Origin of the sequence: Actinomadura scrupuli (assembly GCF_050971785.1) — a bacterium.
Classification (GTDB): domain Bacteria; phylum Actinomycetota; class Actinomycetes; order Streptosporangiales; family Streptosporangiaceae; genus Actinomadura_E; species Actinomadura_E scrupuli.
Map to the genome: position 1 here is coordinate 455701 of NZ_JBPCCU010000003.1, position 26190 is coordinate 481890.

23 protein-coding genes and 2 riboswitches are annotated in these 26190 nt (G+C 71.5%); of the genes, 18 read left to right on the top strand and 5 right to left on the bottom strand.

Going from position 1 to position 26190, the window contains the following annotated elements:
- Positions 1-16: 16 nt before the first annotated feature.
- From ACRYCC_RS16325 to ACRYCC_RS16345, 5 genes are read left to right on the top strand one after another with little or no spacing between them, the layout of a single operon-like run.
- Complete coding sequence (locus ACRYCC_RS16325; protein WP_433812897.1) at positions 17-1327, top strand: sugar ABC transporter substrate-binding protein; 1311 nt, start codon at positions 17-19, stop codon at positions 1325-1327.
- 47 nt (positions 1328-1374) lie between these two features.
- Positions 1375-2904 (top strand): sugar ABC transporter ATP-binding protein, encoded by a 1530-nt coding sequence (locus ACRYCC_RS16330; RefSeq protein ID WP_433812899.1) that lies wholly within the window; start codon positions 1375-1377, stop codon positions 2902-2904.
- On the top strand, positions 2901-3935 hold the full coding sequence (locus ACRYCC_RS16335; RefSeq protein ID WP_433812901.1) for an ABC transporter permease: 1035 nt from the start codon (positions 2901-2903) through the stop codon (positions 3933-3935). Before ACRYCC_RS16330 ends, ACRYCC_RS16335 begins: the two co-directional genes overlap by 4 nt.
- A complete protein-coding gene (locus ACRYCC_RS16340; RefSeq protein WP_433812902.1) occupies positions 3932-4768 on the top strand; it encodes a mycofactocin-coupled SDR family oxidoreductase in 837 nt (278 codons plus the stop codon). The genes ACRYCC_RS16335 and ACRYCC_RS16340 overlap by 4 nt, the downstream gene beginning before the upstream one ends.
- A 20-nt stretch (positions 4769-4788) precedes the next feature.
- Positions 4789-5622 (top strand): mycofactocin-coupled SDR family oxidoreductase, encoded by an 834-nt coding sequence (locus ACRYCC_RS16345; protein ID WP_433812904.1) that lies wholly within the window; start codon positions 4789-4791, stop codon positions 5620-5622.
- A gap of 64 nt (positions 5623-5686) precedes the next feature.
- Here the strand turns inward: ACRYCC_RS16345 and ACRYCC_RS16350 are convergent, their stop codons facing one another.
- Positions 5687-7384, bottom strand: a complete 1698-nt coding sequence (locus ACRYCC_RS16350; protein WP_433812905.1) for an AMP-binding protein — start codon at positions 7382-7384, stop codon at positions 5687-5689.
- A 102-nt stretch (positions 7385-7486) separates the two neighbouring features.
- Entirely contained in the window at positions 7487-8032 is a 546-nt protein-coding gene (locus tag ACRYCC_RS16355; RefSeq protein ID WP_433812907.1) for an NUDIX hydrolase, read from the bottom strand.
- Positions 8033-8146: 114 nt separating this feature from the next.
- Here ACRYCC_RS16355 and clsA point away from each other — a divergent pair, with 114 nt between their 5' ends.
- The 9 genes from clsA (at position 8147) to ACRYCC_RS16400 (ending at position 16375) form a co-directional block, all read left to right on the top strand.
- The gene (gene clsA, locus ACRYCC_RS16360; protein ID WP_433812909.1) at positions 8147-8758 is read left to right on the top strand and encodes a cardiolipin synthase ClsA; all 612 of its coding nucleotides are present in this window, start codon (positions 8147-8149) and stop codon (positions 8756-8758) included.
- A gap of 85 nt (positions 8759-8843) precedes the next feature.
- On the top strand, positions 8844-11342 hold the full coding sequence (locus ACRYCC_RS16365) for a sugar phosphate nucleotidyltransferase (protein ID WP_433812910.1): 2499 nt from the start codon (positions 8844-8846) through the stop codon (positions 11340-11342).
- A 54-nt stretch (positions 11343-11396) separates the two neighbouring features.
- A complete protein-coding gene (locus tag ACRYCC_RS16370) occupies positions 11397-12263 on the top strand; it encodes a DUF881 domain-containing protein (protein WP_433812912.1) in 867 nt (288 codons plus the stop codon).
- A complete protein-coding gene (locus ACRYCC_RS16375; RefSeq protein WP_433812914.1) occupies positions 12260-12592 on the top strand; it encodes a small basic family protein in 333 nt (110 codons plus the stop codon). The genes ACRYCC_RS16370 and ACRYCC_RS16375 overlap by 4 nt, the downstream gene beginning before the upstream one ends.
- A complete protein-coding gene (locus ACRYCC_RS16380; RefSeq protein ID WP_433812916.1) occupies positions 12589-13341 on the top strand; it encodes a DUF881 domain-containing protein in 753 nt (250 codons plus the stop codon). The genes ACRYCC_RS16375 and ACRYCC_RS16380 overlap by 4 nt, the downstream gene beginning before the upstream one ends.
- A gap of 210 nt (positions 13342-13551) precedes the next feature.
- On the top strand, positions 13552-14079 hold the full coding sequence (locus ACRYCC_RS16385) for an FHA domain-containing protein (RefSeq protein ID WP_433812918.1): 528 nt from the start codon (positions 13552-13554) through the stop codon (positions 14077-14079).
- Between the two features lie 62 nt (positions 14080-14141).
- Positions 14142-14837: a transcriptional regulator FtsR gene (ftsR, locus tag ACRYCC_RS16390; RefSeq protein ID WP_433812920.1), complete on the top strand. Its 696-nt coding sequence runs from the start codon at positions 14142-14144 to the stop codon at positions 14835-14837.
- A gap of 160 nt (positions 14838-14997) precedes the next feature.
- A complete protein-coding gene (locus ACRYCC_RS16395) occupies positions 14998-15465 on the top strand; it encodes a bifunctional nuclease family protein (protein ID WP_433812922.1) in 468 nt (155 codons plus the stop codon).
- A gap of 298 nt (positions 15466-15763) precedes the next feature.
- Positions 15764-16375, top strand: coding sequence for a MerR family transcriptional regulator (locus ACRYCC_RS16400; RefSeq protein ID WP_433812923.1), 612 nt, complete (start codon positions 15764-15766; stop codon positions 16373-16375).
- A 12-nt stretch (positions 16376-16387) separates the two neighbouring features.
- Here the strand turns inward: ACRYCC_RS16400 and ACRYCC_RS16405 are convergent, their stop codons facing one another.
- On the bottom strand, positions 16388-18826 hold the full coding sequence (locus ACRYCC_RS16405; RefSeq protein ID WP_433812925.1) for a lysylphosphatidylglycerol synthase transmembrane domain-containing protein: 2439 nt from the start codon (positions 18824-18826) through the stop codon (positions 16388-16390).
- 271 nt (positions 18827-19097) lie between these two features.
- A riboswitch (glycine riboswitch) is annotated at positions 19098-19193 on the top strand.
- A riboswitch (glycine riboswitch) is annotated at positions 19194-19296 on the top strand. It begins immediately after the preceding riboswitch.
- Positions 19297-19374: 78 nt separating this feature from the next.
- Here ACRYCC_RS16405 and gcvP point away from each other — a divergent pair.
- Both gcvP and ACRYCC_RS16415 read left to right on the top strand, forming a co-directional pair.
- The gene (gcvP, locus tag ACRYCC_RS16410; protein ID WP_433812926.1) at positions 19375-22206 is read left to right on the top strand and encodes an aminomethyl-transferring glycine dehydrogenase; all 2832 of its coding nucleotides are present in this window, start codon (positions 19375-19377) and stop codon (positions 22204-22206) included.
- A 172-nt stretch (positions 22207-22378) separates the two neighbouring features.
- Complete coding sequence (locus ACRYCC_RS16415) at positions 22379-23494, top strand: tetratricopeptide repeat protein (RefSeq protein ID WP_433812928.1); 1116 nt, start codon at positions 22379-22381, stop codon at positions 23492-23494.
- Between the two features lie 40 nt (positions 23495-23534).
- Here ACRYCC_RS16415 and ACRYCC_RS16420 read toward each other — a convergent pair whose 3' ends face one another.
- Positions 23535-24125, bottom strand: a complete 591-nt coding sequence (locus ACRYCC_RS16420; RefSeq protein WP_433812930.1) for a TetR/AcrR family transcriptional regulator — start codon at positions 24123-24125, stop codon at positions 23535-23537.
- Positions 24126-24224: 99 nt separating this feature from the next.
- Here ACRYCC_RS16420 and ACRYCC_RS16425 point away from each other — a divergent pair, with 99 nt between their 5' ends.
- Positions 24225-24992 (top strand): class I SAM-dependent methyltransferase, encoded by a 768-nt coding sequence (locus tag ACRYCC_RS16425; protein ID WP_433812932.1) that lies wholly within the window; start codon positions 24225-24227, stop codon positions 24990-24992.
- 90 nt (positions 24993-25082) lie between these two features.
- The gene (locus tag ACRYCC_RS16430; protein ID WP_433812934.1) at positions 25083-25544 is read left to right on the top strand and encodes a DUF1003 domain-containing protein; all 462 of its coding nucleotides are present in this window, start codon (positions 25083-25085) and stop codon (positions 25542-25544) included.
- Positions 25545-25623: 79 nt separating this feature from the next.
- Here ACRYCC_RS16430 and ACRYCC_RS16435 read toward each other — a convergent pair whose 3' ends face one another.
- Positions 25624-26130, bottom strand: a complete 507-nt coding sequence (locus ACRYCC_RS16435) for a hypothetical protein (RefSeq protein ID WP_433812936.1) — start codon at positions 26128-26130, stop codon at positions 25624-25626.
- Positions 26131-26190: the final 60 nt, after the last annotated feature.

The following is a 26190-nucleotide window of genomic DNA, read 5'->3' on the forward strand; positions in this document are numbered from 1 at the left end:
AAAGGAGATGAGGGAAATGGCTTCGACCGAGTCCAAAATCGTAGATGTGGCGCTCCACGGCCAGTTCGCGCACCCGATGTCCAGGCGCGCGTTCTTTTCCGCGATGGGTGCCGCGGGGATCGTGGTCGGTGCCGCCGCATGCGGTGGCTCGTCCTCCGACGGGTCCGGTGCGGGCACCGGCGCGGCCTCGGCGGGCGGCGGCGGCAAGCTGAAGCACGACAAGACCTGGTGCCAGGTGACGACACTGTCCAACGACTTCTTCGTGGCCTTCAACGACGGCGCGAAGCAGGCGATGGCCGCGATCGGTGTGCCGATGGCGTCGTTCGAGGACCAGGGCAACGTCAACACGGCGATCGGCCAGGTCGGCAACGTACGGACCTCGAGCGGCAAATCGATCTTCGGTACGCCGGCGACCGAGGCACAGGCCGCCGCCGTGACGAAGGCCTGCCAGGCCGCCGGGATCTTCTACGCGAGCTCGTACACGGCCCCGGCGTGGTACACCCCGGCGGACGCCGACAAGTGGGCGCGCTTCATCACGCCGCCCTCGGTGAAGATCGCGGCTGCCACGGCGAAGGCGCTGTTCGACAAGGTCGGCGGATCCGGCACCATCATCCACGTCCCCGGTCAGAAGGGCTCCTCCGCCGACGACCAGCGGACGGCCGGCCTGAAGATGACGCTCAAGGACTACCCGAACATCAAGATCGTGACGGCCGCGCCGGGCAACTGGACGTCCGAGGACGCCCGCAAGTCGCTGACGAACATCCTGCCGTCGGTGAAGGACTTCGTCGGGGTGTTCGCCCAGAACGACAGCGAGGCGGCGGGCGTCATCGCGGCGCTCGACGCGCAGGGCATCAAGGGCAAGATCGTTGTCGGCTTCGACGGCAACAAGCAGAACATCCAGTACATCGCCTCGGGCAAGCAGTACCTGACCAGCGCGACGATCGGAGGTCTCACCGCCGGCCTGCTGGGCGTCACGGTGTTCGACGCGCTCAACGGCGTGAAGTTCGAACTGCCCGAGACGTTCCTCTCGCAGGGCGCGCTGCTCGTCACGCCCGACTCCGCGGACAAGGTGCTGAGCACCATCTACGCGGACAAGCTGCCGTTCGACTGGGCGAAGATGAGCAAGGCGCTCCACCCGAGCGACTGGGACCCGCAGACGCTGCTCAACCCGATCGACCCCAAGGAGTTCTACGCCGGCGTCCCGCAGGACCAGTACAAGCTGAACTCGGCCTGGGACACCGCGGACATCGCGAAGGTACGGACCGAGTACGCGGCCGCGTTCAAGTCGGGGCCGCTGGCCGAGTACAAGAGCGCGCTCGTCGCCTGAGCGCGGCGGCGTCCCACCCCCACCCCCCCGCGAGAGCTGGAGCCGACTTGCCTTCGACAGCGACCGTGACGATCACCGGTGTCTCCAAGAACTACGGCGCGGTGCACGCACTGCGCGACGTCTCGCTCGAGGTGCGCACCGGAGAGGTGCTCGGCCTGATCGGTGAGAACGGTGCGGGCAAGTCGACACTCATCGGGGTGCTGAGTGGAACGATCCGGCCGGACGAGGGAACGATGACCGTCGATGGCGCCCGGGCGCCGTTGGGCGATCCTCGGAAGCTGTCCGCGCTGGGCATCTCGGTCGTCGTGCAGGAGCAGGCGCTCGTCGAATCGCTGCGGGTCTACGAGAACATCTACCTCGGCCGGGAGGCGCTGGTACCCGGCCGGGGGCTCTCGCGGGCACGCCGGCTGCGGGCCGCGGCGAGCGCCCTCCTGCACGACCTGCATCTGGACGAGATCCGGGCCGACGCGCTCGTCGCGGACCTGAGCTATCCGCTGCGGCAGCTCGTCGAGATCGCCAAGGCGTTCGCGTCGGCGCAGCTCACCGACCGTCCGCCGGTGATCCTGCTGGACGAGCCGACGAGCGCGCTCAGCGAGCACGAGGTCGAGCTGCTCTTCTCGCTCATCGAGCGATGGCGTACCCGGGTGGCGTTCATCTACGTCTCGCACATCCTCCAGGACGTGCTCCGGCTGAGCACCCGGCTGCTGGTCCTCCGAGACGGCCAGGTGATCGACACGCTCCCCAACGAGGGCGTCACCGATGTCCGGTTGCACGAGCTGATGGTCGGCCGTGAGCGGAGCGCCGACTACTACCGTGAGGACCAGCAGAGTGGTGCCTCGTCCCCAGAGCCCGTCATCCAGATCACGGGCGGTTCGAAGCCGGGCGCCTTCACCGGCGTCGACCTCGCCGTGTGCCCGGGGGAGATCGTCGGAGTCGCCGGCGTGGTCGGCTCGGGCAAGTCCGAACTCGCGGCCGTCCTGGCCGGGGCGGAGGGCCTCGACTCCGGCTCGATCATCGTCGGCGGCGTCCCGCAAGGCCGGTGGACGGTTCCGCGGGCGGTCAGGAACGGCGTCTTCTACGTGCCGCCCGAGCGGGCGAACGACTCGCTGTTCACAACGATGTCCGTGCGGTCCAACATCTCTCTCGGGTTCCTCGACCTGATCACCTCGCGGTGGTCACGGCTGCTCAGGCTGCCCGCCGAGCGATCGAAGGCCGACGCGCTGGCCGACCGGCTGCAGATCAAGACGGAATCCCTCTCGACGCCCATCGGCGAGCTGTCCGGCGGCAACCAGCAGAAGGCCGTGTTCGCGCGGTGGCTGGGCCGTGACTGCCGCGTGCTCATCCTCGACGACCCGACGCGGGGCATCGACGTGGGCACCCGCGAGGAGATCTACACGCTCATCCGAGGCCTGGCGGCGGGGGGCGTCGGCGTGCTGCTGTGCGCGGAGTCGCTCGAGGAGATCATCGGGCTCGCCGACCGGATTCTCGTGCTGAAGGACGGCCACGTCACCGCCGAGATTCCCGCGCCCGCCGCCGCCAAGCCGTCCGAAGTCGACGTCGTACGCCACATGATGTGAGGTTCGAAGTGACCCCGAACTCGACCAACCTGCTGAAGCCCCAGACCGGCCGGGATCCGTCGTCTCCGCGGGCGCCCGCGCTGACGACGGCGCTGTTCTCCCGGCACCGGAACGTCCTCGTGCCGATCTTCGCGCTCATCGTGCTGGTGGCGTACTTCGGCGCCCAGAACTCCGCGTTCATCTCGACCGGCTCCGGGCAGAACATCCTGCGGCAGATGGCGTTCCTCTCCGTCCTCGCCCTCGCGGGCACGTTCGTCATCCTGATCGGCGGCATCGACCTGTCCGTCGCGGCGAACGCCACGCTGGCCGGCATCCTGATCGCCAAGTTGCTGGACCCGCTGGGCGGTCCGCTGGCCGTGATCGTCGTGCTGCTCATCGGCGGGTTGGTGGGGCTGCTCAACGGCGTCATCGCGACGTTGCTGAAGGTGCCCTCGTTCCTGGTGACGCTCGGCATGATGTCGGTGCTCGACGGCGTCTCGAACACGATCTCGAAGGGCGGTCCGGTCTCGTACAACTCCGGCCTGCTCAACACGCTGGTCAACACCTCCGGTATCCCGGGACTGCCGAACGGCGCGCTGATCGCGCTCGTCCTGACCGTCGCGTTCACCGTGCTGGTGTTCGCGACGTCCTACGGGCGCCATCTCTACGCGGTGGGCGGCAACGAACGGGCCGCCCGGCTCAGCGGGGTACGGGTGCGCACCGTCAAGCTGTCGGTCTTCATGCTCGCGGGCGTGATCGCGGCGGTGGCGGGGATCATTCTCACCGGGCAGGCGAGCACCGGGGTCCCGCTGGGCGCCGACCCGAGCCTGCTCAACTCGATCGCGGCGATCGTCGTCGGCGGGACCGCGCTGTCGGGCGGAGTCGGCGGCCCGCACCGGACCCTGCTCGGCACCCTGGTCATCGTCATCCTCGGATCCGGTATGGACATCACGTCCGTCGGCCCGTACACCCAGCTGATCGTGAAGGGCGCGGTCGTCATCCTGGCCGTCGCGATCACGATCGACCGCAAGCGCTACGGGCTGATCAAATGAGCGCGGGACGGGTCGAGGGCAAGGTCGCGTTCATCACCGGTGCGGCGCGGGGCCAGGGACGGAGCCATGCGGTACGCCTGGCGGAGGAGGGCGCGGACATCATCGCCGTCGATCTGTGCGCCGACCTGGAGAACGTGCCGTACCCCCTGGGCACCGCCGAGGATCTGGCCGAGACGGCCAGGCAGGTCGAGGCACTGGGGCGGCGCGTCATCGCCAGGCGGGCCGACGTCCGCGACCACGCGGCGTTGCGCGCGATCGCGGACGAGGGAGCGGCCGAGTTCGGTCGCCTCGACATCGTCGTCGCCAACGCCGGCGTCAACAAGCCCGCGCCCGCCCAGGACCTGGAGGAGCGGGTGTGGCTGGACGTCATCGACATCGACCTCGGCGGTGTGTGGCGTACCTGCAAGGCGACGATCCCGCACCTGATCGGCGGCGCGCGCGGCGGCTCGATCGTGCTGACCAGCTCGGCGGCCGGGCTGAAGGCGTACGCCAACATCGCGCACTACACGGCGGCCAAGCACGGCGTGGTCGGCCTGATGAAGACCCTCGCCCAGGAACTCGCGCCGCACCGTGTCCGGGTCAACACCGTGAACCCGACCCAGGTCGACACACCGATGATAATGAACGAACCGATGTTCGAGCTGTTCTGCCCGGACGTCGAGAACCCCACCCGTGCGGACTTCGCGCCGGTCTCCCAGGCGATGAACGCGTTGCCCGTTCCATGGGTCGACGCGCGGGACGTGAGTGACGCGGTGCTGTTCCTCGCCTCGGACGAGGCGCGCTACATCACCGGAGTGGCCCTGCCGGTGGACGCCGGCGTACTGATCAAGTGATTACCACCCAAGGAGTGAACATGGCAGGTCGCGTTGAGGGCAAGGTCGCCTTCATCACCGGTGCGGCACGTGGACAGGGACGCAGTCACGCCGTCCGGCTCGCGCAGGAGGGCGCCGACATCATCGCCGTCGACATGTGCGCCGACGTCGACACGGTCGACTACCCGATGGCGACCGCGGACGACCTGGCCGAGACGGCGCGCCAGGTCAAGGCGCTCGGCCGGCGGATCGTGACCGCCGAGGCCGACGTCCGCGACGCGGCGTCGCTGAAGTCCGCCGTGGACGACGGTGTCGCGCAGCTCGGCCGGCTCGACATCGTGTGCGCGAACGCGGGGATCCTGTCCAACGGTCAGTCGCACGAGCTGACCGAGGACACCTGGGGCCAGATGATCGACATCAACCTCAGCGGTGTGTGGCGTACCTGCAAGGTGGCGATCCCGCACCTGATCGAGGGCGGCCGCGGCGGCTCGATCGTGCTGACCAGCTCGGTGGCCGGCCTACGCTCCTACAACGGCGTGTCGCACTACGTGTCGGCGAAGCACGGCGTCGTCGGGCTGATGAAGACGCTGGCGCAGGAGCTCGCGGCGCACAGCATCCGGGTCAACACGGTGAACCCGACCCAGGTCGACACCGCCATGATCCAGAACGAGAGCATGTACCACCTGTTCTGCCCGGACATCGAGAACCCCACCCGCGAGGACTTCGGCGCGGCCTCGGCGGCCACGATCCAGTTGCCGATCGACTGGGTCGAGTCGATCGACGTCAGCAACGCCGTGCTGTTCCTCGCCTCGGACGAGGCGCGCTACATCACCGGTGTGGCCCTGCCGGTCGACGGAGGCGCGCTGATCATGTGATCCTCCGGCCGCCCGGCCTCAGGTGATCGGGTGGGCGCCGGGGCCTCGCCCCGGGCCCGCCCGGTCACGCCCGGAAGTCCTCCTCGCGGTACTCGCCCTGCGGACGGGCGTCCGCGTCCGGATGCTTGCCGTGCTCGCTCGCCCGCAGTTCCACCCGGCGGATCTTGCCGGAGATGGTCTTGGGCAGCTCGGTGAACTCCAGCCGGCGGATCCGCTTGTAGGGGGCGAGCCCGGCGCTGGTGTGGGCGAAGATCGCCTCCGCGGTCTCCGGGCCGGCCGTCCAGCCGGGGGCGAGGACGACGTAGGCCTTGGGCACGGTGAGCCGTACCGGGTCGGGGGAGGGCACGACCGCGGCCTCCGCGACCGCCTCGTGCTCGATGAGCACGCTCTCCAGCTCGAAGGGGGAGATGCGGTAGTCGGAGGACTTGAACACGTCGTCGGTCCGGCCCACGTAGGTGATGTAGCCGTCGGCGTCCCGCGAGCCGATGTCGCCCGTGTGGTAGTAGCCGGACGCCATCGCGGCGGAGTCGCGTTCCGGGTCGCCGTGGTAGCCGGTCATGAGCCCGAGCGGCCGGTCGGTGAGGTCCAGGCAGATCTCGCCCTCGTCGGCCGGCCGCCCGGTCGCCGGGTCGACCAGGGTGATGGCGTACCCGGGCACGGGGCGGCCCATCGAGCCGGGCCGGACCGGCTGGCCGGGCGTGTTGGCGATCTGGACGGTGGTCTCGGTCTGCCCGAAGCCGTCCCGGATGGTGACCCCCCAGGCCTTGCGGACCTGCTCGATCACCTCGGGGTTGAGGGGCTCGCCGGCGCCGACGACCTCCCGGGGCGGTGTGCGCAACCGGGTCAGGTCGGCCTGGATCAGCATCCGCCACACCGTCGGGGGCGCGCAGAAGCTGGTGACGCCGCAGCGCTCCATCTCGCTCATCAGCCGCTCGGCGTCGAACCGCGTGTAGTTGACGATGAACACGCACGCCTGCGCGTTCCACGGCGCGAAGACGTTGCTCCAGGCGTGCTTGGCCCAGCCGGGGGAGGAGATGTTGAGATGCACGTCGCCCGGCCGCAGGCCGATCCAGTACATCGTCGACAGGTGGCCCGCGGGGTAGGACGCGTGGGTGTGCTCGACCAGCTTGGGCTGCGCGGTGGTCCCGGAGGTGAAGTAGAGCAGGAGGGTGTCGCCGGCCCTGGTCGGCCCGTCCGGGGCGAACTCCGCCGCGGCCCGGTAGGCGGCGGCGTGGTCCAGCCAGCCCTCCGCCGGTGCGCCGACCGCGATCCGGGTGTAGTCGCCGGCCACCCCGGCGAACTTCGCGGTGTCCGCCGACCGGGCCACCACATGCCGCGCGGCGCCGCGGTCCAGCCGGTCGCGCAGGTCCGCGGCGCCGAGCAGCGGCGTGGCGGGGATGATCACGGCGCCGAGCTTCATGGCCGCCAGGATCGTCTCCCACAGCTCCACCTGGTTGCCCAGCATCACGATCATCCGGTCGCCGCGGCGTACCCCCTGGGAGCGGAGCCAGTTCGCCACCTGGCCGGACCGCCGGGACAGCTCGGCGAAGGACAGCCGGGTCTCCGCCCCGTCCTCCTCGACGATCCACAGCGCCGGCGCGTCGTTGTCACGGGCGATCTCGTCGAACCAGTCCAGTGCCCAGTTGAACTCCCCGAGGGCCGGCCAGCGGAACCCCTCGTACGCCGCCGCGTAGTCCGTACGCCGCGCCAGCAGGAAGTCGCGGGCGGCGCGGAACGCGGCGGCGCTGCCGGTGTCGGCCATGGCTCCTCCTCGAGCCCGCGGCGGCCGCTCGGGGCAGCGGCCCGTCCCGTGATGTGGCTCTTGTCACACGAAGGGTAATACGCAGGCGGGTGCCCGCCGCCGCTACGCCTGCCGCGCTCCGTTACGGCAGTCGGCCGTCATCAGATAGAGCAGCCCGGACATGGTGGAGGAGGAGACGATCTCGCCGCGGGCGATCAGCTCGGGCACGGAGGCCAGCGGGACCCATTCGACGCGCTCGGCCTCGACGTCGGTGGGAGGCCCGACGCGCACCGCGCCCTCGGCCCGGAAAATGTGATGAACGCCATCGGTGAGGCCCGGTGACGGGCGCACGTCGAGCAGGTGGGTCAGGGGCCCCGGGCGCCAGCCGGTCTCCTCCAGTACCTCGCGTGCGGCGGCCTCCACAGGCTCCTCACCTGCTTCGACGCGACCACCGGGGAGCTCCCAGCCCCAGGCGTCGGGGATGAACCGGTGTCGCCAGATGAGCAGGACCCGCCCCCGGTCGTCGACCGCCAGTGCACCGGCCGCGGGCCGGATCCGGACGAGGTGATGGTCGAACCTCCGCCCGTCCGGCAACTCGACGTCGGCCAGGTGCACGTCCAGCCAGGGGCTGTTGTACACAGCCGTTTCTCCATGGAGCGTCCATCGCATGTCGCGTCCCTCTCCGTATATCTCTACCGGGGACGCTATCGAGAGACGGCATCTCCTGACAGGTAGGGTCAGAACGTCGTCGGCAGGGTCACACGCCCGGAGGTGAGCACCACCGTGAGCACCGAGAGCACGTCCGGTGACCGGATCTGGACGGTGCCCAACGCGCTCAGCCTGGCCCGCCTGCTCGGTGTCCCGCTGTTCCTGTGGCTGATCCTGGTCGGCGCGGACTGGTGGGCCCTGGGCGTCCTGGTGCTCGCCGGAGCGACCGACTGGCTGGACGGCAAGCTCGCCCGGATGCTCGACCAGACCAGCAGGCTGGGCACCGTCCTGGACCCCATGGCCGACCGGCTCTACATCTTCGCGACCCTGGTGGGCCTGACGATCCGGGGCGTCGTCCCGGTCTGGCTGGCGGCCCTGCTGGTGCTCCGTGAGCTGCTGCTCGCGCTGACCATCCCGGTGCTCAGCCGGCACGGCTACGGCTTCCTGCAGGTGAGCTTCGTGGGCAAGGCGGCGACCGCCAACCTGCTCTACGCCTTCCCGCTGCTCCTCCTCGGCGACCACACGGGGACGTACGCGGAGGTGGCCAAGATCATCGGCTGGGCCTTCGTCATCTGGGGTACGGCCCTGTACTGGTGGGCACTGGTCCTCTACGTCGTCCAGGTGCGGCAGCTGGTGCTGGCCGACCGCGCCGGCGCCGGCCCCCGGCTCTCGATCGGCGATCCATGACCGACCCATGATCGGCCCGTGGCGGCCGGGGGAATCCCTCCGCGCCGGCCCGCGGGCAGGCAACGAAAGGAGCGACGCCAACACCATGAAGGCCGTTGTCATGGCGGGCGGTGAGGGCACCCGGCTGCGGCCGATGACCGCCAACCAGCCCAAGCCGCTACTTCCGGTCATCAACCGGCCGATCATGGAGCATGTGCTGCGCTTGCTGAAGCGGCACGGCTTCGACGAGACGGTCGTCACCGTACAGTTCCTGGCCGCACTGATCCGCAACTACTTCGGCGACGGCGAGGAGCTCGGCATGACGCTGAGCTACGCCACCGAGGAGATGCCGCTGGGCACCGCCGGCAGTGTCAAGAACGCGCAGGAGGCGCTGCGCGACGACCGCTTCCTGGTGATCTCGGGCGACGCGCTCACCGACATCGACCTCACCGACATGGTGCGCTACCACAAGAAGAACGGCGCCCTGGTGACCATCGGCCTCAAGCGGGTGCCCAACCCCCTCGAGTTCGGCATCATCATCGTCGACGACGAGGGCCGGATCCAGCGGTTCCTGGAGAAGCCCACCTGGGGCCAGGTCTTCTCCGACACGGTGAACACCGGGATCTACGTCATGGAGCCGGAGGTGCTCGAGCGGGTCGCGGAGGGCGAGTCCGTCGACTGGTCCAGCGACGTGTTCCCCAAGCTCCTCGCCGAGGGCGCCCCGCTGTACGGCTACGTCGCGGACTGCTACTGGGAGGACGTCGGCACCCACGAGAGCTACCTCAAGGCCCAGGCCGACATGCTCTCCGGCAAGGTCGACATCGAGATCGACGGCTTCGAGGTCTCACCGGGGGTGTGGGTCGCCGAGGGCGCCGACGTCGACCCCGAGGCGGTGCTCAAGGGCCCGCTCTACATCGGCGACTACGCCAAGGTGGAGGCCGGCGCCGAGCTGCGCGAGTTCACCGTGCTCGGCAGCAACGTCGTGGTCAAGGAGGGCGCCTTCCTGCACCGCGCGGTCGTGCACGACAACGTCTTCGTCGGCCCCTCCACCAACCTGCGCGGCTGCGTCATCGGCAAGAACACCGACGTCATGGCCGGCGCGCGGGTCGAGGAGGGCGCCATCGTCGGCGACGAGTGCGTCATCGAGCCGGAGGCGTACGTCTCGAACGGGGTGAAGGTCTATCCCTTCAAGACCATCGAGGCCGGCGCCGTCGTCAACACCAGCGTCATCTGGGAGTCGCGCGGCCAGCGCAGCCTGTTCGGGCCGCGCGGGGTCTCCGGCCTGATCAACGTCGAGATCACCCCCGAGCTGGCGGTCCGGCTGACCAGCGCGTACGCGACGACGCTGCGCAAGGGCCAGACGGTGGTGACGGCCCGGGACGCCTCACGCGCGGCGCGCACGCTCAAGCGCGCGGTGGTCAGCGCGCTCACCGCCAGCGCCATCAACGCGGCCGACCTGGAGGCGTGCCCGCTGCCGGTCGCCCGGTTCGAGACGGCCCGGGAGGACTGCGCCGGGGGCATCGTCATCCGCACCACCCCGGGCGACCCGCAGGGGGTCGACATCATGTTCCTGGACGCCAACGGCGGCGACCTGTCGCTGGCGGCGCAGCGCAAGCTGGAGCGGGTCTTCGGCCGGCAGGAGTACCGGCGGGCCTTCCCCGGCGAGATCGCCGAGCTCAGCTACCCGGCCCGCACCATCGAGACCTACACCCGGGACCTGCTGCGCCGGGTGGACATGTCCGGGGTCCGGGAGGCCGAGCTCAAGATCGTCCTGGACTGCGCGGGCGGCACCGCGGCCCTGGTGCTGCCCACCCTGCTCGGCAAGGTCGGGGTGGACGTGCTGACCATGAACAACCGGCTGGACGAGGCCAGCCCCACCGAGACGCTGGCCGAGCGCATGCGCGACCTGCAGCGGCTCGGCGAGCTGGTCTCCTCGGCGCGCGCCGCGTTCGGGGTGCGGTTCGACCCGGTGGGGGAGCGGATCTCCCTGGTCAACGAGAACGGCGAGCTGATCAGCGACGACCGGGCGCTGCTGGTCGTCCTGGACCTCGTCGCCGCGGAACGGCGGGCCGGCCGGGTGGCGCTGCCGGTCACCACCACCCGGGTGGCCGAGCAGGTGAGCCGGTTCCACGGCGTGGAGGTCGAGTGGACCTCCACCTCGCAGGACGTGCTCACCAAGGCCGCCGGCGCACCGGACATCATCTTCGCCGCCGACGGCCGGGGCGGGTTCGTCCTGCCGGAGTTCAGCTCGACGGTGGACGGCATCGCCGCCTTCATCCGGCTGGTCGGCCTGGTGGCCCGCACCCGGCTGACGCTCTCCCAGATCGACCAGCGCATCCCCGAGGCGTACCTGCTGAGACGGTCGGTGCCGACCCCCTGGGCGGCCAAGGGGAGCGTGATGCGGCACGTGGTGGAGGCCGCCGGCGAGCGCGTCATCGACACCACCGACGGCGTGCGGGTGGTGGAGGAGGACGGGCGGTGGGCGCTCGTGCTGCCCGACCCGTCCGAGGCCGTCACCCACCTGTGGGCCGAGGGACCGGACGGCGACGCCGCCCAGGCGCTGCTGGAGGAGTGGGCCGCGGTCGTCGAGCGCGCCGGCTCCTGACGGCGCCCGCCCGGCCGGGGACGAAGTGGTCGCAACACTTGCCAGAATGTCCACGTGAGCGAGCGGCGGGGTGAGCAGGGAGAACGGGGCTGGACCCGGCCCGACGCCTCCATGTCCCTGCTCGCCGACCTGTTCGTCGGCGAGGCGCTCGACCCCGGCTACGCGCGGGCGGCCGCCCGCCGGGCGGCGGGCGCCGGCCGGGCCCGGTCCGGCCCCTTCCGGCACGCCGGAGTGCTGATCGTGGTGGTGGTCGCCGGATTGCTGCTGGCGATGGCCGCCGAGCAGGTGCGCCGCAGCGAGCCGGTGGCGCAGAAACAGCGGGAACGCCTGGTCGGCGAGATCCGGGACCGTACCCGCGAGACCGACGCCCTGCAGCGCCGGCTCGGCGGCCTGCGGACCGAGACCGAGCGGCTGCGGGCGGCGGCCCTGGCCCGCAGCGTCGAGGGCCGGCGCGCCCGCGACCGGCTGGCCAGGGCGGCGGACGCGGCCGCCGCGCGCGCCGCGTCCGGCTCGGCCCTGCGGGTCACCCTCGACGACGCCAGGCCGGTGGACGGGACGGTCCCCGACACCGGGCGGGTCTTCGACCAGGACCTGCAGATGCTCTCCAACGGCTTGTGGGCCGCGGGCGCCGGCGCGATGGCCATCAACGGCCAGCGGCTCACGCCCACCACGGCGATCAGGACCGCCGGGGAGGCGATCCTGGTCGACTACCGGCCGCTGTCGCCGCCGTACGAGGTGACCGCGCTCGGTGATCCCGGCGGTTTGCAGAGCAGGCTGATGGCGTCCGCCGCGGGGGACCGTCTACGGTCGCTCGAGAGCCGGTTCGGCATTCGTCTCGAGCTCCGGCGGGAGAGAGAGGCCACCGTGCCGGCCGCGGTGGGCCTGCGGCTTCTGTACGCACGGGAGGTGGCCACCCGGTGATCGCACTGATCGGTCTCGTGGCCGGGGTCGCCCTGGGCCTCCTGCTGGAGCCCACGGTGCCGCTCTGGCTCCAGCCTTACCTCCCGATCGCCATCGTGGCGGCGCTGGACGCGATGTTCGGCGGGGTGCGGGCCCGGCTCGACGGGATCTTCGACGACAAGGTCTTCGTCGTCTCCTTCCTCGGCAACACCGTCATCGCCGCGCTGATCGTCTTCCTGGGGGACCAGCTCGGGGTCGGATCCCAGCTGTCGACGGGCGTCGTGGTCGTCCTCGGCATCCGGATCTTCTCCAACGTGGCCGCCATCCGCCGCAGGCTGTTCGGCGCATGACCGACACGCCCGAGGACACCGGCCGTCCGGAAGAGGCCACCGGGACCGATGAGGCGGCCGCCCTCCCGCGTGGCGGGGCGGGCGTGCTCGACCTGTTGTGGCCACGGATCAACCGGGGCCAGTTCATCGCCGGCCTGCTCTGCCTCGTGCTGGGGTTCGCGGTGGCGGCGCAGGTGCAGTCCACCAAGGCCGACACCACGTTCGCCACCGCCCGCCAGGACGAGCTGGTCGGGATTCTGTCGGATCTGTCCCAGCGCTCCGACCGGCTGCGCGCCGACATCCGCGACCTGGAGGACACCAGGGCGAGCCTGGAGCGGGACGGGCAGGGTGGGACCGCGATGGAGGAGGCCCGCAGGCGGGCGGCCGTCTACGGGGTGCTCGCCGGCACCCTGCCGGCCACCGGGCAGGGCATCGTGCTGGACATCAGCGACCCCGCCCGCCGGGTGCCGTCCGGCGTCCTGCTCGACACCCTGCAGGAGCTGCGGGACGCCGGCGCCGAGGTGATCCAGATCAACGACGTCCGGGCCGGGGTGAACACCTACTTCACCGACCTGCCCGGCGGCGGCGTCGCGGTCGACGGGCACCGGCTGGAGCCGCCGTACCGCTTCCTGGTGATCGGCGACCCGCACGTGATGTCCACCGCGCTCAACATCCCGGGCGGGGTGATGAAGAACATCTCCAACGCGGGAGGTAGCGGTTCGATCACTCAGCCCGCAAAGATCACGGTGAGCGCGGTACGGTCGCCTTGAGCGGCCACGAAACTGGAGCGGGACCCGCGCGGCGGCGTAGACCTGCGATCATCGTCACAGGTAGCTTGGGGGGGATCGCTTCTCGTCCGGTTGACCCCTCGGGTCTCGGCCGCGTAGGTTGCGGCAACCGTCATCATGACGGTAACGAAGATGAAGAGCAGAAGAAAGGTGCGCCCGGGGCGCACCGAAGGTAGGAGGCCGAGCCGACCGATGCCGAGCGTCTACTGCACCCAGTGCGGTCACGCCAATCCGGACGATGCCCGCTTCTGCTCCAACTGCGGCACTCCGCTGGTGCGCAACGTACGACCGCCGGCGCCGGAGTCCCCCGGCGAGTCCACCTCGACGATCTCGCTCAGCGGGCTCGAGGCGGCGCTGGAGGGCGACCAGGCCGAGGAGCTGTCCCCGGATCAGGTGGCCGTCGAGGCGCTGCCCCCCGGAACGGCATTGCTGCTGGTCAAGCGTGGCCCGAACGCGGGAAGCCGGTTCCTGCTCGACAAGGACCGCACGTCCGCCGGCCGCCATCCCGAAAGCGACATCTTCCTCGACGACGTGACGGTCTCCCGGCGGCACGCCGAGTTCTCCCGGTACGGCACGAGCTTCTCGGTGCGCGACGTCGGCAGCCTCAACGGCACCTACGTCAACCGGGAGCGCATCGACGAGGCAGGGCTGTCGAGCGGCGACGAGGTCCAGGTCGGGAAGTTCCGGATCATGTTCCTGACGAACCCGCAGCACGGCTGACGGGACTTCGGAGGGGCCGTCCCCTCGGGTGAAGGGGACAGCGGCCGACCGAGGGGAGGGCCATGAACGCGCACGCTGCCCGGGCGTACATGACGATCGGCGATGTGCTCGGTCGGCTTCGGGGGGATTTCCCGGACGTGACCATCTCCAAGATCCGTTTTCTGGAGGCGGAGGGGCTGATCGAACCCGAGCGGAGCCCGTCCGGGTACCGCCAGTTCACGCATGCGGACGTGGAGCGGCTGCGCTTCATCCTGTCCGCCCAGCGCGATCGGTACCTCCCGCTCCGGGTGATCAAGGAGCAGCTGCAGGCCCGGGACCAGGGCGCCGAGCCGCCGCCCGCGCGGCAGCCACGCACGCTGGTGGCGGCCGAGACGACCGCCGCCGAGCCGGACGTGCGGCTGACCCGCCGCCAGCTGATCGACGGGGCGGGCATCGACGAGGTCCTGCTGGCCGAGCTGGAGGAGTACGGCCTGGTCCGGCGGGCCGGCGCGCACTACGGCGGCGACGCCCTGGCCATCGCCCGCGCGGCCGCCGCCCTGGGCTCCTTCGGCTTCGAGGCACGGCACCTGCGGGCGGTCAAGGCCTCCGCGGACCGCGAGGTCGGCCTGATCGAACAGGTGGTCGCCCCGCTGCTGCGGCAGCGCAGCCCAGGGGCGCACGGGCGGGCCGAGGAGACGGCCCGGGAGATCGCCGCGCTGTCGGTCCAGCTGCACGCCGTTCTGGTCTCCACCGGTGTACAGGAGAGCCTCAACAGGTAGATCCCGGCTGGCCGCACCTCGCCCCCAGCGCGAAAGCGAGGTGTACGTTGGCTATAGGGGCTCGACCGGGGCGGATCAGGTCGGCCGGGCTTCCGGGCATGGTCAGCACGCCTTACGGGCGGGCCGTAGGAGTAGCCATCCGAGTACCCAGGGAGCCGCAGTGAAGCAGATGGAGGTCGTCGGCGTCCGGGTCGAGATGCCCTCCAATCAGCCGATCGTCCTGCTGAAGGAGTCGGCCGGGGACCGCTACCTGCCCATCTGGATCGGGGCTGTGGAGGCGACCGCGATCGCCTTCGCGCAGCAGGGCGTCCTGCCCGCCCGTCCACTGACACATGATCTCTTTCGTGACGTGCTCGACGCCCTGAGCGTGCAGCTGCGAGTGGTCAACATCACGGCGCTACGGGAAGGGATCTTCTTCGCGGATCTGGTCTTCTCCAACGGAGTGGAGGTCAGCGCCCGCCCGTCGGACTCCATCGCCCTGGCGCTGCGCACCGGGGCGACGATCTTCGCCAGCGAGGACGTGCTGGAGGAGGCGGGGGTCTCGATCCCCGACGAGCAGGAGGACGAGGTCGAGAAGTTCCGCGAGTTCCTCGACCAGATCTCGCCGGAGGATTTCGGCCGCACCTGACCGCGGCCGGCACCACGGATTCCGCATCGGACGGCGGCGGACGGCGGGTCCGCGTCCTGTTCCGGATCACCGGTGCGGAGATCCTGTTCCGCCGCACGTAGATCGGGGTAAGGGGTCAATGTGAGCGACCGTGTGCAGTTTGCCCACGTGAAGCCGGTTCATCCAGGCATGCGACGCGCCGACGATGAACGTTGACCACACCCTGACCGGCACCTAACGTGCTGGTGGAACACCCATGGTGTAATCCGTTGAACCCCCTTGACGGAGCGCCACGGGCTGATAGAAGCCGGAGGTCCGCGTGGCGGTGAGCAGCGGCGAGGGCAAAGCGACCGGGGACAGGCACGTCGCGTCCCAGCATGCCGGAGAGCAGGGCCTGCTGTTCGACACGGTCGTGTCATCGCCGCCGGAGAACGTCGGTTACCGGGGACCGACCGCGTGTTCGGCGGCCGGCATCACCTACCGTCAGCTGGACTACTGGGCGCGCACCGGCCTGGTGGAGCCGACCGTGCGCTCGGCGCACGGCTCGGGCACCCAGCGGCTCTACAGCTTCTGCGACATCCTCGTGCTCAAGGTGGTCAAGCGGCTGCTCGACACCGGCGTCTCGCTCCAGCAGATCCGCACCGCCGTGTCCCATCTGCGCGACCGCGGTGTCCAGGACCTGGCGCAGATCACGCTCATGAGCGACGGGGTCAGCGTGTACGAGTGCACCTCCCCGGACGAGGTCGTCGATCTGGTCCAGGGCGGTCAGGGCGTGTTCGGCATCGCGCTCGGCAGGGTCTGGCAGGAGGTCGAGGGCAGCCTCGCCGAGCTGCCCGCCGAACGCGCCGAGAGCCACCGCCCGGGCGAGAACCGCGGCGACCGGCTCCAGGACGAGCTCGCCCACCGCCGCAAGGTCCGCAAGACCGGCTGACCCGCCGTCGCCCTAGATGGCCTCTTTGCGTTGCAGGTAGGTGAAGGCGGCCCAGCCGGGCAGCACGGGCAGCCAGAAGGTCAGCACCCGGAACAGCAGGACGGCCGACGTCGCGGTCTCGGCCGGCAGCCCGGACAACGTCAAGCCCAGCGAGAGCGCACCCTCCACCGCCCCGAGCCCGCCCGGCGTCGGCGCCGCGGAGCCGAGCGCGTTGCCGGTCAGGAAGACGACCGCCACGGCGGTCCAGCTCAGCGAACCGCCGAAGGCGCGGATCGAGGCCTCCAGGCAGATCACGAAGGCCGTGGTCAGCAGCAGGGTGCCGCCCAGCCCGGTGAGGATCTTCCGGGGTGACTGCAAAACGTCCAGCAGGCGCGGCACGACCCCGGAGAACAACCCCTTGAGGCGGGTGGTCACCACCCGGCGCAGCGGCGGGATGGCGAAGAGTCCGACGCCCACGACCGCCACCAGCAGCAGCCCGATGACCACCGTCCTGGACGGCGCGATGGACTCGGTGCTGCTGGACCCGGTGATGAAACCGAAGCAGATGAGCAGCAGGATGTGGATCATCAGCCCGGTCAGCTGCGAGGCGCCCACGCTGGCCACCGCCTGGCCGGGGCGGACGCCCGCCTTCTGCAGGAAGCGGGTGTTGACCGCCACTCCGGTCACCGCCGCGGGCGCGACCAGCTTGACGAACGACCCGGCGAGCTGGACCAGCACCGTCCGGAACAGCGAAAGCCGCTCCGGCACGAAACCGATCAGCATCATCGCCGCCGCCAGATAGGTCACGGCGGCGGCGACCAGGCCCACCGCGGCCCACCGCCAGTCCGCCTGGGCCAGCAGCATGCTCAGGTCGACGTGGCTCAGCTGGGAGAGCAGGAAGTAGACCGCGGCCGTGCCGGCGATGATGCTCACCACCGTGCGCGGCCGGAAGCGCTCCAGCCGGACCGGCGCCACCTCGATCTCCGGCCGGAGCCGGAGGATCTGCTCGCGGATGCGGGTCAGCAGCTCCTTGCGCCGGCGCAGGGCGGCCCGGGTGTCCCGCGACAGCGCCACCTTCTGCAGCAGCGGCACGCTGGCCGCCAGCGCGTCGGCGCCCAGCACCTCGTCGGCCGTGCGCACGGCGCGTTCGGGGCCGACCCGCAGGGCCAGGGTGGTGAGCAGCTGGGCCAGGTCGAGCCGCAGCAGCAGATCACTCGCCGCGATCTCACCGGCGCGCAGGTCGACCACATAGGGCAGGCCGTCCTCGGCCACGAGGATGCTGCTGTCCTCCAGCCGCCGGTGCGCCAGCCGGTTGGCCTGCAGCATCCGCTGCTGCCGCCAGATGCCGGTGAGCAGCTCGTCGGTGATCTCGTCGTCCGGCAGGTCGCCCAGGATCCGGCCGGGGACGTGCTCGTAGGCGAGCAGCGCGGCCTCCGTGCCGACCTCCGAGGTGGCCACCAGCCGCGGCGTGCGAAGGTCGGCGACCATCGCGGCGTAGGCCATGAGCGACTCCTGCTCCAGCGAGCGGCGCAGTGACCGCAGCGTCCGGCGCGGGCTGCCGCTGCGCAGCCGGAACCGCCGCCACGCCCGGTAGAGCACGCCGGCGGTCTGCTGGTCGCGGTCGAGCACGGTCACGTCGAGCCCCGAGCCGTCCTCCAGGCTTACGTGGTAGCGCCGGGTCTCCTCGGGGCCGTCGGTGACCCTGCTGGCGCGCTCCGGCACCGCGCCCATCTTGCGCAGCGCGGCGAGCACGGCGGTGCCCGGCGGCCGCGGATTGGGCGTGCCGACGGCGTACAGCGTGCCGGAGCCGATGGCCCGGCCGATGAGGTAGGTGACCGCCAGGGCGAGCGGGGAGGCGTAGCCGGCGGCCAGGGCCGCCAGCGCGGCCAGCCCGATGACCAGCCAGGTCACCGCCTGCCAGCGGGGGCGCCCGGCCAGGCGGACGGCGGTGACGTAGGCGATCACGGGCGTCAGGTCGGTGTGCAGCGGGTCGTGCACCGGGCCCGACCGGTCGGTCCACGCCAGGTACTCGGCCAGGCCCTGCGGGGCGCTGGAGGCGACCCAGGCGTCCAGCCCCAGCGTCACGCACAGCGCGACGATCGCGGCGAGCAGGCCCACCGCGATCCGCAGCCCGTCCCGGCGGATCAGCCGGTCGACGGCGAACGCCACCGGCACCGACAGCACGCCGAAGGTCGAGACCAGGTTGGCCAGGGTGAGCAGGAAGTGCGGTGCCTGCGCAGTCGTGTGGGTGATGTCGGACTGGATGCCGCTGGTGGTCTGGCGGGCGATGGCGGGAAGGAGCAGCACCAAGCCGAGCAGGGCCACCGTCAGCAGGAACCGCATGGCGTCGGTGGGCCTGCGGATCCGTGCGGGGCGCGCAGGCTCGTCCACGGGTGGGTCGAGAGGGCCGTCCACGGCGGCGTTCACCGCCTTGTCCTGGGTCTGCGTCACGAGGTTCCGCCGTCCGGGCATACCGTCACGATCAGATTCCCAGACGCATGCCCTGCCCGTCGAGGGCACGCGGCCAGACCGGTCGTCCGCCCCGGCGCACTCGTCGGCCCCATGGGCTGGGAACTTCCGCTCACGATCACGTTTACCCGTCCATGGGACGATCACCGACCCGCCCCCGCGGGTCCCGTACATCGTACTGACGGGATGCCGTGCACGATCACACCCCGGCTGCGGGTCCCTGCCGTCGCGATCACTCCCGGTCTTATTGGGTAGAATTCGGGTGACAAGCCGTCAACCCTGTGCGGGAGAGACTCCATGCCGCCTGTGTGGAGCGCCGAAGGGGCAACTTTCCCCGGAACCTCTCAGGCAAAAGGACCGCACGGGCGAGGCTCCTCTGGAAAGCAGGGCGACCGCGCCCTCACCGACGGTGAAAGCCCCTCCGCGGCAGCGGAGGGGTGAAGCTCTCAGGTGCAGACGACAGAGGGGGAGACCGGCCGCCGGCCCGCCCATGGGCCGTCGGCTCCCTGAGCACGGCCCAGCCCAGGAAGGCTCCCCATATGACCGCTGAGATGACCTTTGCCGATCGCCACATCGGGCCGTCGCCCGACGAGCACGCCCGCATGCTGGAGGCCGTCGGATTCTCCGACATGGACGCGCTGATCGACGCGGCGGTCCCGGCCGCGATCCGCACCACGCGGCCGCTGGATCTGCCGCCCGCGCTCAGCGAGCCCGAGGCGCTGGCCCGGCTCCGGGAGCTGGCCTCCCGCAACCAGGTGCTCACCTCGATGATCGGCCTTGGTTACCACGGCACCGTCACCCCGGGGGTGATCCTGCGCAACGTGCTGGAGAACCCGGGGTGGTACACCGCCTACACCCCGTACCAGCCGGAGATCTCGCAGGGCCGGCTGGAGGCGCTGCTGAACTTCCAGACCGTGGTGAGCGACCTGACGGGCCTGGCGGTGGCCAACGCCTCCATGCTCGACGAGGGCACGGCCGCCGCCGAGGCCGTGGCGCTGGCGCACCGGGTCTCCCGGGTCAAGGGCCCCGGCGCCTTCCTGGTCGACGCCGACGCGCTCCCGCAGACCATCGAGGTGGTGCGGGCGCGCGCCTTCCCGCTGGGCATCGAGATCGTCGTCGCCGACCTGTCGGAGGGGCTGCCCGAGGGCGACTTCTTCGGGGTGCTGGTGCAGTATCCCGGGGCGAGCGGCGCCGTGCGCGACCTCGCCCCGCTGGCGGAGGCCGCGCACGGGCGCGGCATGCAGGTGGTCGCCGCCGCCGACCTGCTCGCGCTCACGCTGCTCACGCCGCCCGGGGAGTGGGGTGCCGACATCGCGGTGGGCTCCTCGCAGCGCTTCGGCGTCCCGTACGGCTTCGGCGGCCCGCACGCGGGCTACATGGCCGTCGGGGAGGGCATCCAGCGGCAGCTGCCCGGCCGGCTGGTGGGAGTGTCGGTCGACGTGGACGGCGCCCCGGCCTACCGGCTGGCCCTGCAGACCCGCGAGCAGCACATCCGCCGGGAGAAGGCCACCAGCAACATCTGCACCGCCCAGGTCCTGCTGGCGGTGATGGCCGGCATGTACGCCGTCTACCACGGCCCGGAGGGGCTCACCGCGATCGCCCGGCGGGTGCACGGCCACGCGGTGCGCGTCGCGGCGGGCCTGCGCGCGCTCGGCGCCGAGGTCGTCCACGACGCCTTCTTCGACACGGTGCTCGCCCGGGTGCCGGGCCGCGCGGACGAGGTCGTACGGCGGGCGCGGGACCTCGGGATCAACCTGCGCGCGGCCGGCGCCGACCACGTCGGGATCTCCTGCGACGAGACGACCACCGACGAGCACGTCTCGCTGGTCCTGCGGGCCTTCGGGTCCGGCGGCGACGCGCCCTCCGCCCCGGCCGGCGACGGCATCGCGCCCGGACTGCGGCGGGAGAGCCCGTTCCTGACCCACCCGGTGTTCCACGCGCACCGCTCGGAGACCGCGATGCTGCGCTACCTGCGCAGGCTCCAGGACAAGGACATCGCGCTCGACCGGTCGATGATCCCGCTGGGCTCCTGCACGATGAAGCTGAACGCCACCACGGAGATGGAGCCGATCACCTGGCCGGAGTTCGCGCAGATCCACCCGTTCGCCCCGCGTGAGCAGGCCGAGGGCTACGCGGAGCTGATCGGCGAGCTGGAGGACCAGCTGGTGGAGATCACCGGCTATGCCAAGGTGTCCGTGCAGCCCAACGCCGGATCGCAGGGCGAGCTGGCCGGGTTGCTGGCCGTGCACGCCTACCACGCGAGCCGCGGCGAGTCGCACCGCGACGTCTGCCTGATCCCGTCCTCGGCGCACGGCACCAACGCCGCCAGCGCGGTCATGGCCGGGCTGCGCGTCGCGGTCGTCAAGTGCGACGACACCGGCAACATCGACATGGCGGACCTGCACGCCAAGATCGCCAAGCATCGCGGCAACCTGGCCGTGATCATGGTGACCTACCCCTCCACGCACGGTGTGTTCGAGGAGACCATCACCGACGTCTGCGCCGCGGTGCACGAGGCGGGCGGGCAGGTCTACGTCGACGGCGCCAACCTCAACGCGCTGGTCGGGCTGGCCAAGCCCGGCGAGTTCGGGGCGGACGTCTCGCACCTCAACCTGCACAAGACGTTCTGCATCCCGCACGGCGGCGGCGGGCCGGGCGTGGGACCGGTCGCGGTCCGCGAGCACCTGGCGCCGTTCCTGCCCAACCACCCGCTGCGTCCCGAGGCGGGGCCCGCCACCGGGGTGGGGCCGATCTCGGCGGCGCCGTGGGGCTCGGCCGGCATCCTGCCGATCCCGTGGGCCTACATCGCCATGATGGGCCCGGACGGGCTCCGGCAGGCCACCGAGAGCGCGATCCTGGCCGCGAACTACGTGGCCCGGCGGCTCGCCCCGCACTACCCGATCCTCTACACCGGCCGCGGCGGGCTGGTCGCGCACGAGTGCATCGCCGACCTCCGCAAGATCACCAAGGAGACGGGGATCACCGCGGAGGACGTGGCCAAGCGGCTCATCGACTACGGCTTCCACGCGCCGACCCTGTCCTTCCCGGTGGCCGGCACCCTGATGATCGAGCCCACCGAGAGCGAGGACCTGGCCGAGCTGGACCGGTTCTGCGACGCCATGATCGCGATTCACGGTGAGATCGAGCGGGTGGCCCGGGGCGAGTACGACGCCGACGACAACCCGCTGCGCAACGCTCCGCACACCGCCGAGACGCTGCTGACGGGGGAGTGGAAGCACACCTACACCCGGGAGGAGGCGGCCTACCCGGTCGCCTCGCTGCGGGAGGGCAAGTACTGGCCGCCGGTCCGCCGGATCGACCAGGCCTACGGCGACCGCAACCTGGTCTGCTCCTGCCCGCCTCCCGAGGCGTTCGAGGACTGACCCGCACCTGCCCTCCGCCACCCGACCCCCCGTGATCATGCAATCGTGCGACGAACGATTGCATGATCACGGAGGTGGGGCGGGCCGGAAAACCAGCGGTGTCGGGAGGGCGCGGGGCCGACACGGCCACTAGGCTCGGGGCAATCTCGTCGACCTCCCGAGGCCCGCACCCATGAGCATGACCCCGGACGGGGCGACCGCTGACCCGGCGCTCCGCTGCGAAGAAGCCCGTCAATGCGCCGAGCACGGCGACGTCGAGCGGGCCGCCCGGCTCTTCGAGGAGGTGCTGGCCCTCGGTGACGTGCCGCAGCGGGCGCAGGCCGCGCTCGGTCTGGCGGTCGTCCGGGAGGACGCGGGGGAGGTGAACGGAGCCCGGGACGCGGACTGGATCGCGATCCGGACCCGGGACCCCGAGTACGCCCCGCGCGCGGCCTACCATCTGGCGCTGTCCTACGAGCGGACCGGCGAGCGCGAGCAGGCGGCCACGACGTGGCGGATGGTGGTCGACTTCGGCAACCCCGCCTACCTGCCGCCGGCCTGGCTCGCGCTCGCCCGGCTCGCCGACGAGGACGGCGACTTCGAGGCGGCGCGCGGCTGGTGGGAGCAGGCGCTGGCCTGCGACGACGAGGAGTACGCCCCGGTGGCCGCGCACGATCTGGCGCAGCGGCTGCTGGAGCGGGGGGAGACCGCCAAGGCACAGCGGCTGCTCGCCGAGGTGCTGCGCCGGATCGACCCCGCGCAGGCGCCGTACGCGCACGCCCGGCTGGCCGTCACCATGGGCATGGCCCACCTCGACCAGGCCATCGGCGCGTTCCGGGCCGCGCTGGGCGGGCAGACGACCGACGGCGAGGTGCGGGCCCTCGCGGTGGAACTGCTCGCCCGTACGCTTCCGCTGCGCGGCCGCGACGAGGAGGCCCGCGACGTCTGGGACCACGGGCTGGCCGACCCGGGCACCGCGGGCCCGGTGCACGCCCGGCTGCGCAGGGAGTTCGGCGAGACCGGCGCCGACCGGCTCTGGTGGGAGCCGTACGTGGAGTCGGCGCTGCGCGGGGGAGAGCTTCCGGCGCTCACCGGTGAGGTGTTCGGCGCCCTCGACCACATGTACTCCCTGATCGCGCTGCGCCATGCCGAGGGCCCCGCCGGGCTCCCCGCCGAGACCTACGACCTGCTCGGCGAGGTGACCGAGGTGCCGGGGGAGTACGCGTGGGGCGGCACGCTGCGCATGAGCTTCACCGACCGGCTCCGCGAGGCCATGGGCACGCAGGACGCCGCCCCGGCCCCGGAGTGACCCGGCCCGGTGGTGCCGTGCCCGGTGGTGCCGCGCCCGGTCAGCCCGTGCCGTCGGGAGGGCAGAGCAGCCCGCCGAGCAGCACACCGAGATAGCGCTCGGCCTGCGTCCCGGCGTCCTCCGGCCCGATGCACGCCGCGTGGACGATCCCGCAGACCAGGCGCCGGACGTCCTCGGCGTCGAAGCCGGGGCGGGCCACCCCGGCCAGGTGAGCCCGGTGGAGTATCCGCCCGGTGATCGAGTCCAGCTCGGCCTTCATCCGGGACGTCCGGGCCCGGGCGTCCCGCCTGGCGGCCAGGACCTCGGTGAAGCCCCGGTCGGCCCCGATGGTGGCCATCGCCCGGATGAGGCGCTGCACGGCCTCCCGCGGGTCGCCCGCCGTCTCGGCGAGCCGGGCCGCGTCCAGCAGCTCGAGGAACCGGTCCTCCACCAGCGCCTCCAGCAGGGCCTGGCGGGTCGGGAAGTGCCGGTAGACGGTCCCCACGCCGACGCCCGCGCGCCGGGCGATCTCGTTCAGCTGCAGTGCCAGATCGCCGCCGGCCACCGACTCCCGCGCCGTCCGGAGCACGAGGTCGCGGTTGCGTGCCGCGTCCGCGCGCAGGGGGGTCTTCTCGTCGGCCGGGTGCGTCACAGGGCGATGATATCGAGCCGGATGGCTCATCCGATCGGATGAGCCATCCGTTCAGTGCGGGCCCCGGCGGTGACCCGCCGGGATCCCGCGAGGGGATGCGTGGGCGTACCCTCGGACCAGTCGGCCGAGGAGATCATGATGACCGTGTCGGCCGAGCTCGCCGAGATCCGCCAGTGGTGGGCGCGACGATCCGAGGGCGCGGACGGCGCGGACGGCGAGCGCGTGTTCCCGATCGCGGGAAGCGCGGACGACCAGGTCACTCCCGCCGGCATCGACAACCCGTACTGGGAGTTCGTCCGGCGGCTGCCGTCGGTGCCTGGGCCCCGGCCGGGCCGCTGTCCCGACGGCTTCGCCCGCGGGCTTCCCGTCGGGCATCATCTGCTGACCAAACGCTACGCCTGGGCGATCCCCTCACCCGGCGACCTCGCCTGGCTCGCCCGCGTCCTCGGCCGCCGCGGCCTGGTCGAGATCGGGGCCGGCTCCGGCTACTGGGCCTGGCAGGCGCGGCAGGCCGGGATCGACGTCATCGCCTACGAGCCCGTCCACCCGTCCGTCAACACCTTCACCGACGGCACCGAGTACCTGGCCATCGTGCGCGGGGGGCACGCCGCCGCCCGGGACCACCCCGACCGGGCGCTGCTGCTGTGCTGGCCGTCCCACGGCGAGCCCTGGGCGACGAGCGCCCTGCACGCCTACACCGGCGACCTGGTCGTCTACATCGGCGAGGACCGGGGCGGCCACTGCGCCGACGACGGCTTCTTCCAGCTCCTCGGCCGGGAGTGGGTCCAGGTGGCCGCCAGCACCCGCCATGTCACCTGGCGGCACGGCCACAGCACGATGACCGCCTACCGCCGGAGCGCGGACTGAGCCCTCGTTCCGGGTTGCCGCCAGGTTGCGGATGAGCCACGACGAAGTGGGATAGTTCGACCTCATTGGTGGTGTGGTGTGGAGGTACGGATGACCGGTGCGAAGGATCCCAGGATCGGCCTGCGACACGAGCTGCTGGCCTTCACCAAGAGCAGGCAGCGGCTCCAGGACCGGGTCGCGGACACGATCACCTCATTCGCCGGCTCGATGCCGTTCATCTACCTGCACGTGCTCTGGTTCGCCGCCTGGATCCTCGCCAACGTCGCGGGATGGACGTTCGATCCGTTCCCGTTCGGCCTGCTGACCCTGGTCGTCTCGCTGGAGGCGATCTTCTTGTCGACGTTCGTCATGCTCAGCCAGAACCGGGAGGCGGCGCGCTCGGACATCCGTGCCGAGATCGACTTCGAGACCAACGTGCTGTCGGAGGTCTGGCTGGAGGCGCTCGCAGAGAAGCTCGGCATCGACGTCACCGACGTGCACGCCACCGCACGGAGCCGGATGGTCCAGGCCAAGGCCCGGCAGGAGGAGGCCATCGCTCGCCCCTCCGGCTGAGGGCGGGGCCTGCCCGGCCTGCGGCGGGCACCGACCCGCGCCCCGTCCGGCCCGCGACCGGGACGCCGCGCTCTCGCCCCTACGACGCGGGGCGGGAGGCCAGGCGGCCGGCCCGTACCTCCTCGAGGGTGGTCCTGGCCGTCGCCATGATCTCGGGAAGCGCGGCGCGGAGCGCGTCCGCCGACGGGAGGTACGCGTCGAGGTCCGGGATGTCCGCGGCCTTCAGCAGCGCGGCCGTGTCGCCGAGCCGGGCCTCGAGCCAGCCCATGGGGTCGTCGGTGAGGTCCCGGGTGAACACGCGCCCGCCGGGCTCGTTGCCGATCATGGTCGGGTGGTGATGCATCCGGTCCTTGCTGCCGGGCCCCCGCTCGACCGATTCGAGGAAGTCGGCCCGCCACACCGCCTGGTCGGCGACGATCCGCTGTGAGGCGTAGATCGAACCGCGCCACGGCTGCGGCTCCAGCAGCCGCAGTTCGACGCGGACGCCCCGCTCGGGGCCGTCCTGCCCCGGCGCGGGGTCGGGGTCGACGAAGTACAGATCCTCGATGGTCACGGCCAGTGAGTCGGCGCAGAGCACTCGCAGCACGGCTTTGTCCTTTCCCCTGCCCTTTCTCCGCACGATAGCCGCCTCCGGGCCGCGGGCAAG

Bases quoted from the DNA above. Each gene is read 5' to 3' on its own strand.
- ACRYCC_RS16325 (WP_433812897.1), top strand. From the start codon at position 17: ATGGCTTCGACCGAGTCCAAAATCGTAGATGTGGCGCTCCACGGCCAG.
- ACRYCC_RS16340 (WP_433812902.1), top strand. From the start codon at position 3,932: ATGAGCGCGGGACGGGTCGAGGGCAAGGTCGCGTTCATCACCGGTGCG.
- ACRYCC_RS16345 (WP_433812904.1), top strand. From the start codon at position 4,789: ATGGCAGGTCGCGTTGAGGGCAAGGTCGCCTTCATCACCGGTGCGGCA.
- ACRYCC_RS16350 (WP_433812905.1), bottom strand. From the start codon at position 7,384: ATGGCCGACACCGGCAGCGCCGCCGCGTTCCGCGCCGCCCGCGACTTC.
- ACRYCC_RS16355 (WP_433812907.1), bottom strand. From the start codon at position 8,032: ATGCGATGGACGCTCCATGGAGAAACGGCTGTGTACAACAGCCCCTGG.
- ACRYCC_RS16365 (WP_433812910.1), top strand. From the start codon at position 8,844: ATGAAGGCCGTTGTCATGGCGGGCGGTGAGGGCACCCGGCTGCGGCCG.
- ACRYCC_RS16380 (WP_433812916.1), top strand. From the start codon at position 12,589: ATGACCGACACGCCCGAGGACACCGGCCGTCCGGAAGAGGCCACCGGG.
- ACRYCC_RS16385 (WP_433812918.1), top strand. From the start codon at position 13,552: ATGCCGAGCGTCTACTGCACCCAGTGCGGTCACGCCAATCCGGACGAT.
- ftsR (WP_433812920.1), top strand. From the start codon at position 14,142: ATGAACGCGCACGCTGCCCGGGCGTACATGACGATCGGCGATGTGCTC.
- ACRYCC_RS16405 (WP_433812925.1), bottom strand. From the start codon at position 18,826: ATGCCCGGACGGCGGAACCTCGTGACGCAGACCCAGGACAAGGCGGTG.
- gcvP (WP_433812926.1), top strand. From the start codon at position 19,375: ATGACCTTTGCCGATCGCCACATCGGGCCGTCGCCCGACGAGCACGCC.
- ACRYCC_RS16415 (WP_433812928.1), top strand. From the start codon at position 22,379: ATGAGCATGACCCCGGACGGGGCGACCGCTGACCCGGCGCTCCGCTGC.
- ACRYCC_RS16430 (WP_433812934.1), top strand. From the start codon at position 25,083: ATGACCGGTGCGAAGGATCCCAGGATCGGCCTGCGACACGAGCTGCTG.